The organism is Enterobacter sp. PI-10, from assembly GCF_027947695.1.
GTDB classification, from domain to species: Bacteria; Pseudomonadota; Gammaproteobacteria; order Enterobacterales; family Enterobacteriaceae; genus Enterobacter; species Enterobacter vonholyi.
In genome coordinates this window covers 175410-190734 of record NZ_JAJNOG010000003.1, presented here as the reverse complement: position 1 = coordinate 190734, position 15325 = coordinate 175410, and the positions used below count along the sequence as shown (strand labels likewise).

The following is a 15325-nucleotide window of genomic DNA, read 5'->3' as shown; positions in this document are numbered from 1 at the left end:
TGATTAAGGTTTTTTTGAAGCCAGCGCGGATAACTCATTTCGCAACTCAGCACTAAGCGTCTGGTCAAGAACGATTTTCTCCAGTTCTTTTCGGAAAGTCTGGTTATCCAGCAGGTTGGCCTTCAGATCGCGGAGCAAATTGCGCATTGCCAGCATCGCCTTCAGCTGTGGAATTTGGGCCGCCACCTGCTCTGGCGTGAAATCTTTCATGCTCTGGAAAGTCAGCTGAATGTTGTCCTCACCGCCATCTTCAGACAGCGTATTTTTAACGGCCAGATTAACTTTTGGGGAATATTCGGAAAGAACGCTATCAAAATTATTTTTGTTGATATTAACTTTTTCACGCTCTGATATTGGTGCAGATTCCTGTCCATTACTGAAATCACCTGTAACAAGCAATTTCAACGGTAATTCCATTTTCTTGCTTGCTCCGCCAGTATGCAGGTCAAGCTTCAGGTTAATACGTGCCTTAGGCACCTCATTCTGAAAACTGTCAGCCATTTAATCATCCCTCTTTGTTTAGCTATGCCAACTTCACGGTGTCGTTCTTGATGCGCAATAATAGAATAATGATCGAAACAAAATCAAATACACAGATCATTTATCCACGACAAGAATTTTCTTAAGAATTTTCCTCTAATACATTATCGCAAATTGCCTAATTAACTCAGAAAAAGAAACTGCTCTTTTCGCACAAATCGAATATTTGTATCGCAGAAGGGATTGCAGCCAGAGAGATGTTAATAAAAACATCTTGTTTTGATTTGCATCACAGCACCACGCCAAAAAACGCTAAAGAACTGCAATAACTTATTGCGGCACGATTAAAAGGGGAACGTAATCGAGGAAAGAAGGCGACCACTCCATTGACAGCATGAATAATACTTAAGAATTTTCATAAAGAAAATTCTTAAGTATTATATGAAGGGATAAATAAACGCGTAAATATTTAATTTGGCGAAAATCAACGACGCATTTTTTTCGTTACGCTTTCTTTCTGAACGCTAACGCTACTGCGTTCCGCTGGGGGAGGAAAGGCGCTTTCTATGTGAAAGTCGATAAAATCTGTAAAATCAAACACCTCCTTAGCTGCCGCTTTTTTAATCAAAAACGAGTAATAGCACATATCGTATAACGGTGCTACATTACGCCGCCCGCCCAAATCAGCAGTGGCCAGGCAACGCCGTAAAGTTCGGTAAAGCCTGCAACCATCACCTTGAAGAACGGTCTTATCGGCACGTCGTATCGCAAACTCTGCGCTACCTTTACAGGCTTCATATAGGTTCTACTATTTTGTCTCAATCCAAATTTCAACGCGCGTTTTTACACCCGCGTTACTGGTTTACATGGTTTGGTCTTGGCGTACTCTGGCTGCTGGTTCAACTTCCATACCCTGTCCTGCGCTTGCTGGGGTCGAAACTGGGCAGCGCTTCCCGCGTTTTCCTGAAACGACGCGAATCCATCGCGCGTAAAAATATTGAGCTTTGTTTTCCGCAGTACAATGCCGAAGAGCGCGAGAAACTCATTGCTGAAAACTTCAAGTCTATCGGCATGGCGCTGCTTGAAACGGGCATGGCCTGGTTCTGGCCGGATGAGCGTGTCCGCAAGTGGTTTGACGTGGAAGGACTGGATAATCTGAAACGCGCGCAGATGCAAAAACGCGGCGTGATGGTCGTCGGCGTTCACTTTATGTCGCTGGAGTTGGGTGGCCGCGTGATGGGGCTTTGTCAGCCAATGATGGCAACTTACAGACCGCACAACAGCGCTCTGATGGAGTGGGTCCAGACGCGTGGCCGCATGCGTTCCAATAAGGCGATGATCAGCCGTAACAATCTGCGCGGTATGGTCGGCGCTCTCAAGAAAGGAGAGGCCGTCTGGTTTGCACCCGATCAGGATTATGGACGTAAAGGCAGCAGCTTTGCCCCCTTCTTTGCGGTGAAAGACGTTGCGACGACTAACGGTACCTTTGTCATTTCTCGATTATCGGGCGCCTCCATGCTGACCGTGACGATGGTGAGAAAAGCAGATAAATCAGGCTACCGTCTGCACATCTCCCCTGAAATGGCTAACTATCCGGAAAACGAGTGCGAAGCCGCAGCGTTTATCAATAAAGTCATCGAAACTGAAATCATGCGTGCTCCAGAGCAGTATCTGTGGATGCATCGTCGTTTCAAAACACGCCCTCTTGGCGAAGCCTCGCTCTATATTTAAGCTCTTCATGAAGGTTAGTTTCGCTAAGAAACTAACCTTTTCAATCACCTGTCTTCCCGCTGAAAACCCGTCACTCATTGCGTCGCTCAAAGTGAATTTATTGCGTTGTGAAATCAAACTGTCGCCGTTCCACGACACTCGTAAGTAGCGGAAATTATTTAAAAAAATCCCTCTTGTCACCCTTCATTTTTAGGCGTACATTAGCGCCGTCTGGCAACAGGAAAGCACAGAATTCTGAGCTGGAGTCAGCGGCGTAACGGGAAAATTCTCATTTTCGTTTTGACCGGATTTCAGCTCTCTATAATCAGGTGGACTCTGTTTTTATATGCGTACCACAAGATACGCGGAGCGATGAAACGTGAAATATTTCTTTATGGGCATTTCGGTGATTGTTTTAGTCTGGGCCGGAACCTTTGCCCTGATGATTTAGTGAAGAACATGCAGTCAAAAAAACAGGAGCCATCGGCTCCTGTTTTTTTATGTCATGACGATGCGGGATGTTCTGCGACGCTCTTTGAGGTGAGAAGACCATCGGCCCGGAACATACTCTTGATGCCCCTCACCGCCTGACGAATACGGTCGCTGTTTTCAATCAGGGCAAATCGCACATGGGTGTCGCCATAATCACCGAATCCAATGCCAGGCGAGACACACACTTTTGCATCCTGGAGCAGTTTTTTGGCAAACTCCAGCGATCCCATCGCCGCGTACGGTTCCGGAATTTTTGCCCAGACGTACATAGACGCCTTCGGCATTTCCACCATCCAGCCCGCTTCATGCAAGCCTTTTACCAGCACGTCACGGCGGCGCTTATACTGGGCGGCAATCTCGTGAACGCACTGCTGGTCGCCCTCCAGGGCAGCGATAGCCGCGACCTGCAGCGGCGTGAAGGTGCCGTAATCGTGGTAACTCTTAATGCGCGCCAGTGCGCTCACCAGCGTTTTGTTACCCACCATAAAGCCAATACGCCAGCCCGCCATGTTGTAGCTTTTCGACAGTGTAAAGAACTCTACCGCCACGTCACGCGCGCCCGGGACCTGCATAATCGACGGGGCTTTCCAGCCGTCATAGACGATGTCAGCATAGGCTAAATCGTGAACCACCAGCACGTCATAACGCTTAGCCAGCGCAACAACTTTCTCGAAGAAATCAAGCTCCACGCACTGCGCCGTTGGGTTCGACGGGAAGCCGAGGATCATCATCTTCGGTTTCGGATAACTTTCGCGAATCGCACGTTCCAGTTCATTAAAGAAATCTACACCTTCCACCAGCGGCACAGAGCGGACCTGGGCGCCGGCAATCACCGCGCCGTAGATATGGATAGGATAGCTTGGATTAGGCACCAGCACCGTATCGCCATGATCCAGCGTGGCCAGCATCAGGTGTGCCAGCCCCTCTTTCGAGCCGATGGTGACAATCGCTTCACTTTCCGGATCGATATCAACCTGATAGCGATCCTGATACCAGCGCGAGATCGCGCGACGTAACCTGGGAATACCGCGAGAGGTTGAGTAGCCGTGCGTATCCGGGCGCTGGGCAACCGTGCAGAGCTTTTCAACGATATGCGGTGGCGTTGGGCCGTCAGGGTTACCCATGCTGAAATCGATAATATCTTCGCCGCGCCGACGCGCAGCCATTTTCAGTTCAGCAGTGATATTGAAAACATAAGGGGGGAGACGATCGATACGCGTAAAACGGCGTTCAGGACTGAATTCAGCCATAGATTCCTCAGATTAACGTTAGCGCCCGGACCGTCCGAGCGACGCTGCCACCGATGTGGCATGCTTAGAAAATAACCTGAAAAAAATGATGCTGTCGAGAGGGAAGTGAAAAAAAAGCGAACGCCTGAAAACCGGAACCCTCCTGTGCCGAAAAGCGGAAGCCCCTGTTTCAGGGTTGGCTTTCTGATAGCCGTTATTTAACAGGATGATATCAAAACAGTTACCTGACGATACGCAGGCTATAAAAAATCAGGACGTGTCCGTTACCGACAGACAATCCCCTTTAGAAATTATGGTTTTTCCTCATTTGATAAACCTGTCGGATAGCTGGTCAATACGCGTCAGGTTTTTTATCATGGCTCTTTCCCGTTTTCCCAGGTCTACTCGTGCACGAAATATTTACTATGCTGCTGGCGGTTTTTGACCGTGCGGCATTAATGCTGATTTGCCTGTTCTTCCTCATTCGTATTCGCCTGTTTCGCGAGCTGTTGCACAAATCCGCACACTCGCCAAAAGAGCTGCTGGCCGTTACCGCTATCTTTTCCCTGTTCGCCCTGTTCAGCACCTGGTCAGGCGTGCCGGTAGAGGGTTCGCTGGTTAACGTGCGCATTATAGCCGTGATGTCCGGCGGAATTTTGTTTGGCCCGTGGGTGGGCGTCATCACCGGCGTGATTGCCGGAACCCATCGCTATCTGATTGATATCGGCGGCGTGACGGCGGTGCCCTGCTTTATCACCAGCATTATCGCCGGGGTGCTATCCGGCTGGATCAGCCGCAAAATCCCGAAAAAACAGCGCTGGCGCGCCGGGATCGTGGCGGGCATGGTGTGCGAAACGCTGACCATGATCCTGGTCGTTATCTGGGCCCCCACCACCGCGCTGGGGCTGGATATCGTCTCGAAAATCGGTATTCCGATGATTCTGGGCAGCGTGTGCATCGGCTTTATCGTGCTGCTGGTGCAAAGCGTTGAAGGCGAAAAAGAAGCAAGCGCCGCACGTCAGGCCAAGCTGGCGCTGGATATCGCCAACAAAACGCTACCGCTCTTCCGTCACGTTAACGCGGAATCATTGCGTCAGGTCTGCGAGATCATTCGCCACGACATTCATGCTGACGCTGTCGCCATCACCAATATTGACCACGTGCTGGCCTACGTCGGCGTGGGGGAACACAACTATCGCGACAACGATGACACCATTAGCCCGACCACCAGACAGGCGATTAACTACGGTAAAATCATTATTAAAAACAATGATGAAGCCCACCGAACGCCGGAAATCCACTCCATGCTGGTGATCCCGCTGTGGGAGAAAGGCGTCGTGACGGGTACGCTGAAAATTTATTACTGCCACGCGCATCAGATCACCTCGACGCTGCAGGAGATGGCCATCGGCCTGTCGCAGATTATCTCGACTCAGCTGGAGGTTTCGCGGGCAGAACAGCTGCGTGAGATGGCAAATAAGGCAGAGCTTCGCGCGCTGCAGAGCAAAATCAATCCCCATTTCCTGTTTAACGCGCTGAACGCCATCTCCTCGTCCATTCGTCTTAATCCGGACACCGCGCGCCAGCTGATTTTTAATCTGTCGCGCTATCTGCGCTACAACATCGAGCTGAAAGATGACGAGCAGATCGACATCAAAAAAGAGCTGTATCAGATAAAAGACTACATCGCGATTGAGCAGGCGCGCTTTGGCGACAAGCTCACGGTCATTTACGATATTGATGAAGAGGTCAACTGCGTGATCCCGAGCCTGCTTATCCAGCCGCTGGTCGAAAACGCGATTGTTCACGGCATTCAACCCTGTAAAGGCAAAGGGGTGGTCACCATCAGCATCACCGAAAGCGGAAACCGGGTGAGGATTGCCGTGCGCGATACCGGCCACGGAATTGATCCTAAAGTCATTGAGCGCGTCGAGTCTAACGAGATGCCCGGAAATAAAATCGGCCTGCTGAACGTGCACCACCGGGTCAAGCTGCTTTACGGCGATGGACTGCACATTCAGCGTCTTGAACCGGGCACCGAAATTGCTTTTTACGTCCCGAATGAGCGCTCTCCGGTCCATTCGACAACATCACTGTTGCCCCAGGTGGAGTAACCCATGAAAGTTATTATTGTCGAAGATGAAATTCTGGCTCAACAGGAGCTAACCTGGCTTATCAACACCCACAGCCAGATGGACATTGTGGGTACGTTTGATGACGGTCTGGACGTGTTGAAGTTTTTGCAGCATAACCGGGTCGACGCCATTTTTCTGGATATCAATATTCCGTCGCTGGATGGCGTATTACTGGCGCAAAACATCAATCAGTTTGCCCATAAGCCGTTTATTGTGTTCGTTACCGCCTGGAAAGAGCACGCCGTAGAGGCCTTCGAGCTGGAGGCGTTTGACTATATCCTTAAGCCTTACCAGGAATCGCGGATTGTGAGCATGCTGCAAAAGCTGGAGGCCGCATGGCAGCAGCAGACAGCCCCTGCTAACGCCAGCCCAACGATAAGGGACAACGACACCATCAATCTGGTCAAAGATGAGCGCATCATCGTGACGCCGGTCAATGATATCTACTATGCCGAAGCCCATGAAAAGATGACATTTGTCTATACGCGGCGGGAATCTTACGTGATGGCGATGAACATCACCGAGTTTTGCAGCAAGCTGCCTGCGTCGCACTTTTTCCGCTGCCACCGCTCGTTCTGCGTGAATTTAAACAAGATCCGCGAGATCGAACCGTGGTTTAACAATACCTATATATTGCGTCTGAAGGATCTGGATTTTCAGGTGCCGGTGAGCCGCAGCAAGGTGAAAGAGTTCCGCCAGCTCATGCACCTGTAACGAAAAAGCCCTCTCCCGCGGGAGAGGGCCAAGCATCAGAGAATCTGACCGAGAACCTGACGCAGGTGGGCACCCGACCCCAGCAGGCCTGGGTTATCATGCACGATCAGATAAACCGGGATGTCCTGCACGTAGCTTCTGAAGCGCCCTTTATCCTCGAACCCGCCGCGGAAGCCGGAGGCTTTGAAGAACTCCAGGAAGCGCGGCACAATGCCGCCCGCGATATAAACGCCCCCGAAGGTGCCCAGCGTCAGCGCCAGGTTGCCGCCGAAGCGTCCCATAATCACGCAGAACAGCGACAGGGCACGACGGCAGTCAATGCAGCTGTCCGCCAGCGCGCGTTCGGTAACGTCTTTTGGCTGCAGATTTTCCGGCAGACGACCGTCTGATTTCACAATCGCCCGGTACAGGTTCACCAGTCCCGGACCTGAAAGGACGCGCTCGGCGGAGACGTGGCCGATCTCAGCGCGCAATTCTTCGAGGATAATGCCCTCTTCTTCGCTGTTAGGCGCAAAGTCCACGTGACCACCTTCACCCGGCAGGCTCACCCAGCGCTGAGCGACATGCACCAGATGTGAAACGCCCAGGCCGGTACCGGCCCCGTAGACCGCAATCGGCTTACCCTCGACCGGTTCAGCGCCGCCAAACTGGATCAGATGCTCCGGCTTCAGCATCGGGATCGCCATGGACACCGCGGTGAAGTCATTGATGATTTCAAGATGCGCAAAGCCGAGGTTTTTTTTCATTTCGGCGATGGAGAATGCCCAGGTATGGTTGGTCATGGCGACCCAGTCGCCGGTTATCGGGCAGGCAATGGCGATGCAGCCATCTTCAACGCTCACCTGATGTTCTTCCAGATAGACGCGGACAACGGCCTCAAGGCTTGGATAATCCAGCCCGGAATAGGTTTTCGCCCGGGAAATTTCACCACTACTTACATCGCATAATGCGAGGCGCGCGTTCGTGCCGCCCACATCACCTACCAACGCATACTTTGTCATTCTTCAACTGCTCCGCTAAAGTCAAAATAAATCTTTGGGACACTGTAAATTCAAGGCGTGATAACAACAACGACCGGAAGGTGAATGCCCGTGGATTATCGATCTTCGTCACAGAATAACTTTACCGTTTCAGCACCTTTTGCACTATTGCCATAAGGCTTAATGTGCAAAGTAACGTAATACCGTTTTGTACAAGGAAATCATCATGCTCCACCCGCGAGCCAGAACCATGCTGTTGCTGGCCATTCCGGCGCTCATCATCGGCGTGGTTTCAAGTCTGGTGCTCATTGTCGTGATGAAAGTCGCGTCGGTGCTGCAAACGCTATTATGGAACGCGCTTCCTGCAGGACTGGGCGTCCCCGCTGATTCTCCTGCCTGGATCGTTGGAATGCTGACGTTAACCGGTATAGCGGTGGGTCTGGTGATCCGTTTCAGTCCCGGCCATGCCGGCCCCGATCCGGCACAGGAACCGTTGATTGGTGCCCCGGTTGCGCCCTCGGCGTTGCCAGGGCTAATCATTGCGTTGATTCTGGGCCTTGCCGGCGGCGTCAGCCTGGGGCCAGAGCATCCGATTATGGCCGTGAATATTGGCCTGGCGGTTTTTCTCGGTTCACGCATTTTGCCTCGTGTCGGCGCGCTGGACTGGACCATTCTCGCCTCCGCAGGCACCATCGGGGCGCTTTTCGGCACGCCCGTTGCGGCAGCACTGATCTTTTCACAGACGCTCAGTAGTAATAACGATGTCCCGCTGTGGGATAAGCTGTTTGCGCCGCTGATGGCCGCCGCAGCCGGGGCGTTGACCACCAGCCTGTTTTTCCATCCCCATTTTTCACTCTCCCTGCCACACTACGGCCAGATGCAAATCGCCGATATCTTCAGCGGCGCCATCGTCGTCGCCATCGCCATTGCGCTGGGCATGGTGGCAGTGTGGTGCCTTCCACGTCTGCATCGGCTGATGCATAGACTTAAACACCCGGTGTTGATTCTGGGAGCCGGCGGTTTGATCCTCGGTATTTTAGGGGCAATCGGCGGGACGGTGACATTGTTCAAAGGTCTGGACGAGATGCAGCAGTTGGCCTTCAGCCAGGTGTTTAGCGTCTCCGACTATCTGCTTTTTGCCGTGATCAAGCTGGCAGCGCTGGTGGTGGCCGCCGCCTGTGGTTTCCGCGGTGGACGCATCTTCCCGGCGGTCTTTGTCGGCGTTGCGCTGGGGCTGATGCTGCACGAGCATGTCGATGCGGTCCCTGCGGCCATTACCGTCTCTTGTTCTATTCTGGGATTGGTTCTGGTGGTCACGCGCGACGCCTGGCTAAGCCTGTTTATGGCGGCGGTAGTCGTACCGGATTCAACGCTTTTCCCGCTGCTTTGTATCGTGATGTTGCCCGCCTGGCTCCTGCTGGCGGGCAAACCGATGATGATGGCATGGCGAAACGACAAATAATCAGGCGCTATTACGCGCTTCCAGCGCTTTGGTAATCGCCCCCAGCAGCGGCGGGATATCCGCTTTCGGCAGCATCACCTCAATCAGCGAGAGCCGCTCGTGGTGCGCCACTTTTTCAAGGACGTCCGCCAGCTGCTCCGCTTCACTGACCCGCCAGCACTGGGCCTGGGGATCAAGGCTCAGAGCCTGCGGGATTTGCGTCCAGTTCCATAGCGCAATGTCGTTATAGCGCTGCTCAGGCCCATGGATCGCTCTTTCCACCGTATACCCTTCGTTGTTAAGGACCAGAATGATGGGGTGTTGTTTATCCCGCAGCATCGAGCCGAGCTCCTGGATGGTGAGCTGCGCCGCGCCATCCCCCGTCAGAACAATCACGCGCCGGTTCGGGCAGGCCGTCTGTGCGCCAAATGCCGCAGCCAGCGTATAGCCAATCGATCCCCACAGCGGCTGGACGATAAAATTCACGTCCGCCGGCAGACGAAGGTCGATCGCACCGAAGGCCGAGGTGCCCTGATCCGCAAGAATGATGTCTCCCGGACGAATAAACGTCTGCAGCGTTTGCCAGAAATTCGCCTGCGTCAGCGAGCCATCCGGCTGCGGATAGGCCATCGAGCTTTGAGAGGACGGCACGGGCGTACCGTGCACGTGCTGTTTACACAGCTCCACCAGCGTTTCGATTGCCTGAAGCATGGGGATGCCGGTAAACCAGATATCACCAACGCGTGAAGCATGAGGCTGAACTTCTATCGTTTGTGCCGGGGTGAGCTGATGCGTGAAGCCGGCGGTAAGGGTATCGGTAAATCGCGTCCCGATGCACAGCACGGTATCCGCCCCTTCAATCGCCTCTTTTACCGCGCCGGCGCTCGCCGAACCGCTGTAGGTGCCGTAAAAACCAGCGTGACGTTCGTCAAATATTCCTTTACCCATCAGCATGGTGGCGTGTGCCATCGGCACGTCTTTGACCCATTTCTGTAGCGCATGCTTCAGGCCATGGCGCAGGACAAGGAAATCGGCCAGCAGCGCAGTACGCTTGCTTCTGGCAAGCTTGTTCTCAGCGGCTTCCCGGAACGCTTTCAGGCAGGCGCTATCGGCATGCGCATGGCGGAGCGTGAGAGCGCTTACAGGAGGCGTGGCGGCCTTTTTTGCCACGTCGGCAGGCAACATCAGATAGCCGGGGCGACGCTCCCGGAGCATAGTGGTTAACACCCGGTCGATTTCATAGCAGGCGTTTTGTTCGGTCAGGATCGCCTGTGCAGCAGTAATCGGCTCGCTCATATGATAAAAATGACGAAACTCACCGTCGCCCAGCGTGTGGTGCAGTAGCTCCCCTCTTTGCTGTGACGCCATACCCGGCGCCCCCACAATATGCAGTACCGGAACATGTTCGGCATAGCTGCCCGCAATGCCGTTCATGGCGCTTAACTCTCCTACGCCAAATGTCGTCAGCAGCGCGGCGAAGCCCTTACATCGGGCATATCCGTCCGCGGCATAAGAGGCGTTTAACTCGTTGGCACAGCCCACCCAGCAGATATCGGGGCTGTCTATCACGTGGTCGAGAAACTGCAGGTTATAGTCGCCCGGCACGCCAAACAGATGATCGGCTCCACAATCTGTAAGACGGTCCAGCAGGTAATCGGCGACGCAGTATGGGGTACGCATGAACAGGTATCCTTCTAATGTTGACCTCACCTTGAGTATTAAATAAGCGTGATGGCTGTCCAGAATTGGCGATAAGAAGGGCATGGAAAGAATGCTTTACAAAAAAGGCTGCGCTATGCTGCTTTTTTTCACGTAAATGTAAACGCATACACTGATTTTACACTTCAGCGCCAGAGGTCACGAAAATGGGTTATCAGCCGGACAAAAATCGTTACGGGACAATGGAGTATCGCCCCTGTGGGCAAAGCGGGCTCAGGTTGCCCGCCATCTCGCTCGGGCTGTGGCATAACTTCGGTGACACCACCCTTATCGAAAACAGCCGTCAACTTTTACAGCGAGCGTTCGATCTGGGCATTACGCATTTCGACCTTGCCAACAACTATGGCCCGCCACCGGGATCGGCCGAACGTAATTTCGGCCGTATTTTACAGGAGGACTTCCAGCCCTGGCGCGACGAGCTAATCATCTCTACCAAAGCGGGCTATACCATGTGGGAGGGTCCTTACGGCGACTGGGGGTCACGCAAATACCTGCTGGCAAGCCTCGATCAAAGCCTGAAGAGGATGGGGCTGGAGTATGTGGATATCTTCTATCATCACCGTCCTGACCCGCAGACGCCGCTGCTGGAAACCATGAAAGCGCTTGACCATGCGGTGCGTCAGGGGAAGGCTCTGTATGTTGGATTATCCAACTACCCCGCTGAACTGGCCCGCAAGGCGATTGATATCCTTGACGATCTCGGGACGCCCTGCCTGATCCACCAGCCGAAATATTCCCTGTTTGAGCGTGCGCCGGAAGAGGGACTGCTGGACGTGCTGCAGGAAAAAGGGGTCGGCTGTATTCCCTTCTCGCCGCTGGCCGGTGGGCAACTGACCAACCGCTATCTGAATGGCATTCCCACAGACTCACGCGCGGCAAGCGGCAGTCAGTTCCTTAACCCCGACCAGCTCACCGAAGAGAAGCTGGAGAAGATTAGAAAGCTGAACGCCATGGCGGAAGAGCGCGGCCAGAAGCTGTCCCAGATGGCGCTGGCCTGGGTATCGCGTCATGAGAGTGTGACCTCAGTGCTGATAGGGGCGAGTAAAGCGGCTCAAATTGATGACGCCGTGGGGATGCTGGCAAACCGCCATTTCTCTGTGGATGACTTGGCCCGTATAGACGCGATCCTGAGCAGTTCAATATAAAACCGTTTTTAGCAAAAAGTGCTCTCCCCCAGGAATTCGGAGTTGAGGCGATGATACGAAGCTTTACCAACTCGTAAAATTGCGTTAACAGGCCCACCAAAGGCCCCGATCGTGAAGGAGAAAGAGTATGTTCAGGTCACTGATTCTTGCAGCGGTATTACTGGCTTCGGCGCCGCTGATCGCCACTGCGGGCGAAATCACCCTGTTGCCATCAGTAAAATTACAAATTGGCGATCGTGACGACTACGGCAGATACTGGGACGGCGGCTACTGGCGCGACCGTGACTACTGGCACCGTCATTATGAATGGCGCGGCGATCGCTGGTGGAAACATGATAACGGCAGACACCGCGGCTGGTATAAAGACAACGCGTATGAGCGCGGCTACCGTGAAGGCTGGAACGATCGTGACGACCGTCGCGGCGGCTGGGGTCGCGGGAAAGGTCATGGTCACGGCCATCACCACTAATAAAAAAGGAGCCATGGAGGCTCCTTTTTTTGTTAAAGACCCAGTGCGGTTCCCACCAACAACCACAGGTTCAGCGCAACGACCACCACCACGATGGCCCATCCTGTTCGTTTTACCAGCGTTGAGTTAACTAGCTCGCCCATCAGAGTTTTGTTGCTGGTAAAGATCAGCAGCGGCACCAGCGCCAGCGCGATACCAAAACTCAGCAGAACCTGGCTCATGACCAGAATTCGCGTTGGGTCGAGACCCATCAGAATCACCACAAATGACGGCAGCATGGTGACGGAGCGACGAACCCACAGCGGAATGTGGAAGCGGACAAACCCCTGCATCACAACCTGGCCTGCCAGCGTGCCCACCACCGTAGAAGAGAGGCCGGCAGCTACCAGGCTGAGACCAAATATCGTGGCGGCAGCATGGCTCAGCAACGGCTCCAGCGTGAGATACGCCTGGTCGAGATCGGCAATACCGGTATGACCGTTAAAGTGGAAAGCCGCAGCTGCAGTCGCCATCATCGCCAGGTTTACAAACCCTGCGATGGTCATAGCGATCGCGACGTCCCACTTGGTGGCGGAGTAACGCTCTTTACGCGTTCCACCGTGGAGATGCTGCGTCAGCGAGGAGTGCAAATAAATCACGTGCGGCATGATGGTCGCCCCCAGCACCCCGGCGGCCAAGAACACCGCTTCCGACGTTGGCAGGCTTGGGATCGCCATCCCTTTACCGAGCTGTGCCAGATTCGGCTGTGAGAAAATCAGCTCGACAATGTAGGCCGCCGCCACAAACAGCAGCAGACCACCAATCACCTTCTCCAGCGGCTTTTGACCCCGACGCTGCAGCATCAGGATGAGGAAAGTGGCAATCCCGGTCAGCACCGCCCCTTGCAACAGCGACACGCCCAGAATCAGCTTAAAGCCGATCGCTGCACCGATAAACTCAGCGAGGTCAGTGGCCATGGCGATGATTTCAGCCTGAACCCAGTAGAGCCAGACGGCGGGGCGCGGGTAATGGTCGCGAATTTGCTCCGCCAGGTTTTTACCCGTCGCAATCCCCAGCTTTGCGGAGAGCATCTGAATCAGCATCGCCATCAGGTTAGCCCAGACGACCACCCACAGCAGCTTATAGCCGAAGCTGGCCCCGGCCTGAATATTGGTCGCAAAGTTTCCTGGATCGATATAGCCAATGGCAGCGATGAATGCAGGTCCCATTAATGCGAACCGCAACTTGCGCGCGGCTCTGCCACTGCTACCCTCTACGCGACTGTTTGTCATTTCTGCCTCTGAAATATAGCCTTTGCTATGTTTAATGCTATCAAAATGAGAATGATTATCAAGATCATTTATAAAGTTTGCAGTGATTTCTCTGATAGCTTTGAACGATAGACGGGCGGGTAAGTGGGGCGATCTAACCGAAACTGAAATCGCGCATGCTTTTGTGAAGACTAGCACACAAACTTAACTTTTCACTCATTTACCTAACATAACAAAAATGTATTGTGGATCACTATTTTTGAGACTCGTCACAGGATGTAACTATAGTGTGTCCTCGATCTCGTTTTCTTTTCGCTTGTTACATAGAATGTGCACGAAAATTAAACCTGCCTCATATTTGGAGCAAATATGGACCGCGTCCTTCATTTTGTCCTGGCACTTGTTGTCGTTACTGCACTTGCATTGCTGGTCAGCACAGACCGCAAAAAAATTCGTATCCGTTATGTTGTTCAACTGCTGGTCATTGAAGTTTTACTTGCGTGGTTCTTCCTGAACTCCAACGTAGGCCTCGGCTTCGTGAAAGGCTTCTCCGAAATGTTCGAAAAACTGCTCGGATTCGCCAACGAAGGGACCAACTTTGTCTTCGGTAAAATGAACGACGAAGGTCTGGCGTTCTTCTTCCTGAAGGTTCTCTGCCCTATCGTCTTCATCTCCGCGCTGATCGGTATTCTGCAGCACATCCGCGTTCTGCCTTTCGTTATTCGTGGAATTGGCTTCCTGTTATCCAAAGTGAACGGTATGGGCAAGCTGGAATCCTTCAACGCCGTCAGTTCCCTGATCCTCGGTCAGTCTGAGAACTTCATCGCGTATAAAGATATTCTCGGCAAGATGTCCCGCAACCGCATGTACACCATGGCGGCAACCGCAATGTCTACCGTTTCCATGTCTATCGTGGGCGCGTATATGACCATGCTGGAACCAAAATACGTGGTTGCTGCGCTGGTTCTGAACATGTTCAGCACCTTTATCGTTCTGTCGCTGATCAACCCGTACCGCGTTGACGCAAGCGAAGAGAACATTCAGATGTCAAACCTGCACGAAGGCCAGAGCTTCTTCGAAATGCTGGGTGAGTACATTCTGGCCGGTTTCAAAGTCGCGATTATCGTTGCCGCCATGCTGATCGGCTTCATTGCGCTGATTTCTGCGCTGAACGCCCTGTTCGCTGCGGTGCTGGGTATCTCCTTCCAGGGGATTCTGGGCTACATCTTCTATCCGGTTGCATGGGTGATGGGTGTTCCGGCTCACGAAGCGCTGCAGGTGGGCAGTATCATGGCAACCAAGCTGGTTTCTAACGAATTCGTTGCAATGATGGATCTGCAGAAAATTGCCAGTACGCTTTCTCCGCGTGCGGAAGGCATTCTCTCCGTGTTCCTGGTCTCCTTCGCGAACTTCTCGTCCATCGGGATTATCGCGGGTGCGATTAAAGGTCTGAACGAAGAACAGGGTAACGTGGTATCTCGCTTCGGCCTGAAGCTGGTTTACGGCTCTACGCTGGTGAGCGTCCTGTCAGCGTCCATTGCGGCACTGGTCCTGTAACGTT

At 53.2% G+C, this 15325-nt stretch carries 14 protein-coding genes; 8 read left to right on the top strand and 6 right to left on the bottom strand.

Annotated elements, in window-relative coordinates:
- Positions 1–3: 3 nt before the first annotated feature.
- Entirely contained in the window at positions 4–501 is a 498-nt protein-coding gene (gene tssB / locus LRM19_RS09345; RefSeq protein WP_111965220.1) for a type VI secretion system contractile sheath small subunit, read from the bottom strand.
- A gap of 639 nt (positions 502–1140) precedes the next feature.
- On the bottom strand, positions 1141–1278 hold the full coding sequence (locus LRM19_RS09340) for a hypothetical protein (protein WP_159427010.1): 138 nt from the start codon (positions 1276–1278) through the stop codon (positions 1141–1143).
- 12 nt (positions 1279–1290) lie between these two features.
- Here LRM19_RS09340 and lpxP point away from each other — a divergent pair, with 12 nt between their 5' ends.
- Together lpxP and ypdK are read left to right on the top strand one after the other, a co-directional pair.
- Positions 1291–2211 carry a kdo(2)-lipid IV(A) palmitoleoyltransferase gene (gene lpxP, locus LRM19_RS09335; RefSeq protein ID WP_024907634.1) on the top strand — a complete coding sequence of 307 codons (921 nt, stop codon included), beginning with the start codon at positions 1291–1293 and terminating at the stop codon, positions 2209–2211.
- A gap of 358 nt (positions 2212–2569) precedes the next feature.
- Entirely contained in the window at positions 2570–2641 is a 72-nt protein-coding gene (ypdK, locus tag LRM19_RS09330; protein ID WP_099458937.1) for a membrane protein YpdK, read from the top strand.
- Positions 2642–2693: 52 nt separating this feature from the next.
- Here the strand turns inward: ypdK and alaC are convergent, their stop codons facing one another.
- Positions 2694–3932, bottom strand: a complete 1239-nt coding sequence (gene alaC, locus LRM19_RS09325) for an alanine transaminase (RefSeq protein ID WP_023308710.1) — start codon at positions 3930–3932, stop codon at positions 2694–2696.
- 386 nt (positions 3933–4318) lie between these two features.
- Here alaC and LRM19_RS09320 point away from each other — a divergent pair, with 386 nt between their 5' ends.
- Positions 4319–6025 carry a sensor histidine kinase gene (locus LRM19_RS09320; RefSeq protein WP_115875940.1) on the top strand — a complete coding sequence of 569 codons (1707 nt, stop codon included), beginning with the start codon at positions 4319–4321 and terminating at the stop codon, positions 6023–6025.
- A 3-nt stretch (positions 6026–6028) separates the two neighbouring features.
- Positions 6029–6760, top strand: a complete 732-nt coding sequence (locus LRM19_RS09315) for a LytR/AlgR family response regulator transcription factor (RefSeq protein WP_115875941.1) — start codon at positions 6029–6031, stop codon at positions 6758–6760.
- 35 nt (positions 6761–6795) lie between these two features.
- On the opposite strand, the gene glk is transcribed toward LRM19_RS09315, so the two are convergent.
- On the bottom strand, positions 6796–7761 hold the full coding sequence (gene glk / locus LRM19_RS09310) for a glucokinase (protein WP_045285807.1): 966 nt from the start codon (positions 7759–7761) through the stop codon (positions 6796–6798).
- A gap of 205 nt (positions 7762–7966) precedes the next feature.
- On the opposite strand from glk, the gene LRM19_RS09305 reads away from it, so the two are divergent.
- The gene (locus LRM19_RS09305) at positions 7967–9202 is read left to right on the top strand and encodes an ion channel protein (protein WP_115875943.1); all 1236 of its coding nucleotides are present in this window, start codon (positions 7967–7969) and stop codon (positions 9200–9202) included.
- Here LRM19_RS09305 and ipdC read toward each other — a convergent pair whose 3' ends face one another.
- Positions 9203–10861 (bottom strand): indolepyruvate decarboxylase, encoded by a 1659-nt coding sequence (gene ipdC / locus LRM19_RS09300; RefSeq protein ID WP_223580128.1) that lies wholly within the window; start codon positions 10859–10861, stop codon positions 9203–9205.
- A 185-nt stretch (positions 10862–11046) separates the two neighbouring features.
- Between ipdC and mgrA the strand changes: the two genes are divergently transcribed.
- Positions 11047–12045: an L-glyceraldehyde 3-phosphate reductase gene (mgrA, locus tag LRM19_RS09295; protein WP_271368416.1), complete on the top strand. Its 999-nt coding sequence runs from the start codon at positions 11047–11049 to the stop codon at positions 12043–12045.
- 127 nt (positions 12046–12172) lie between these two features.
- Positions 12173–12514, top strand: coding sequence for a DUF2502 domain-containing protein (locus LRM19_RS09290; RefSeq protein ID WP_111965213.1), 342 nt, complete (start codon positions 12173–12175; stop codon positions 12512–12514).
- Between the two features lie 32 nt (positions 12515–12546).
- Here the strand turns inward: LRM19_RS09290 and LRM19_RS09285 are convergent, their stop codons facing one another.
- A complete protein-coding gene (locus tag LRM19_RS09285; RefSeq protein ID WP_008501590.1) occupies positions 12547–13785 on the bottom strand; it encodes an Nramp family divalent metal transporter in 1239 nt (412 codons plus the stop codon).
- 348 nt (positions 13786–14133) lie between these two features.
- Here LRM19_RS09285 and LRM19_RS09280 point away from each other — a divergent pair, with 348 nt between their 5' ends.
- Positions 14134–15321, top strand: a complete 1188-nt coding sequence (locus LRM19_RS09280) for a NupC/NupG family nucleoside CNT transporter (RefSeq protein WP_008501591.1) — start codon at positions 14134–14136, stop codon at positions 15319–15321.
- Positions 15322–15325: the final 4 nt, after the last annotated feature.

Excerpts from the sequence above, each read along its gene's own strand:
- tssB (WP_111965220.1), bottom strand. The coding sequence starts at position 501 with ATGGCTGACAGTTTTCAGAATGAGGTGCCTAAGGCACGTATTAACCTG.
- LRM19_RS09340 (WP_159427010.1), bottom strand. The coding sequence starts at position 1,278 with ATGAAGCCTGTAAAGGTAGCGCAGAGTTTGCGATACGACGTGCCGATA.
- alaC (WP_023308710.1), bottom strand. The coding sequence starts at position 3,932 with ATGGCTGAATTCAGTCCTGAACGCCGTTTTACGCGTATCGATCGTCTC.
- LRM19_RS09315 (WP_115875941.1), top strand. The coding sequence starts at position 6,029 with ATGAAAGTTATTATTGTCGAAGATGAAATTCTGGCTCAACAGGAGCTA.
- glk (WP_045285807.1), bottom strand. The coding sequence starts at position 7,761 with ATGACAAAGTATGCGTTGGTAGGTGATGTGGGCGGCACGAACGCGCGC.
- LRM19_RS09305 (WP_115875943.1), top strand. The coding sequence starts at position 7,967 with ATGCTCCACCCGCGAGCCAGAACCATGCTGTTGCTGGCCATTCCGGCG.
- ipdC (WP_223580128.1), bottom strand. The coding sequence starts at position 10,861 with ATGCGTACCCCATACTGCGTCGCCGATTACCTGCTGGACCGTCTTACA.
- mgrA (WP_271368416.1), top strand. The coding sequence starts at position 11,047 with ATGGGTTATCAGCCGGACAAAAATCGTTACGGGACAATGGAGTATCGC.
- LRM19_RS09290 (WP_111965213.1), top strand. The coding sequence starts at position 12,173 with ATGTTCAGGTCACTGATTCTTGCAGCGGTATTACTGGCTTCGGCGCCG.
- LRM19_RS09285 (WP_008501590.1), bottom strand. The coding sequence starts at position 13,785 with ATGACAAACAGTCGCGTAGAGGGTAGCAGTGGCAGAGCCGCGCGCAAG.
- LRM19_RS09280 (WP_008501591.1), top strand. The coding sequence starts at position 14,134 with ATGGACCGCGTCCTTCATTTTGTCCTGGCACTTGTTGTCGTTACTGCA.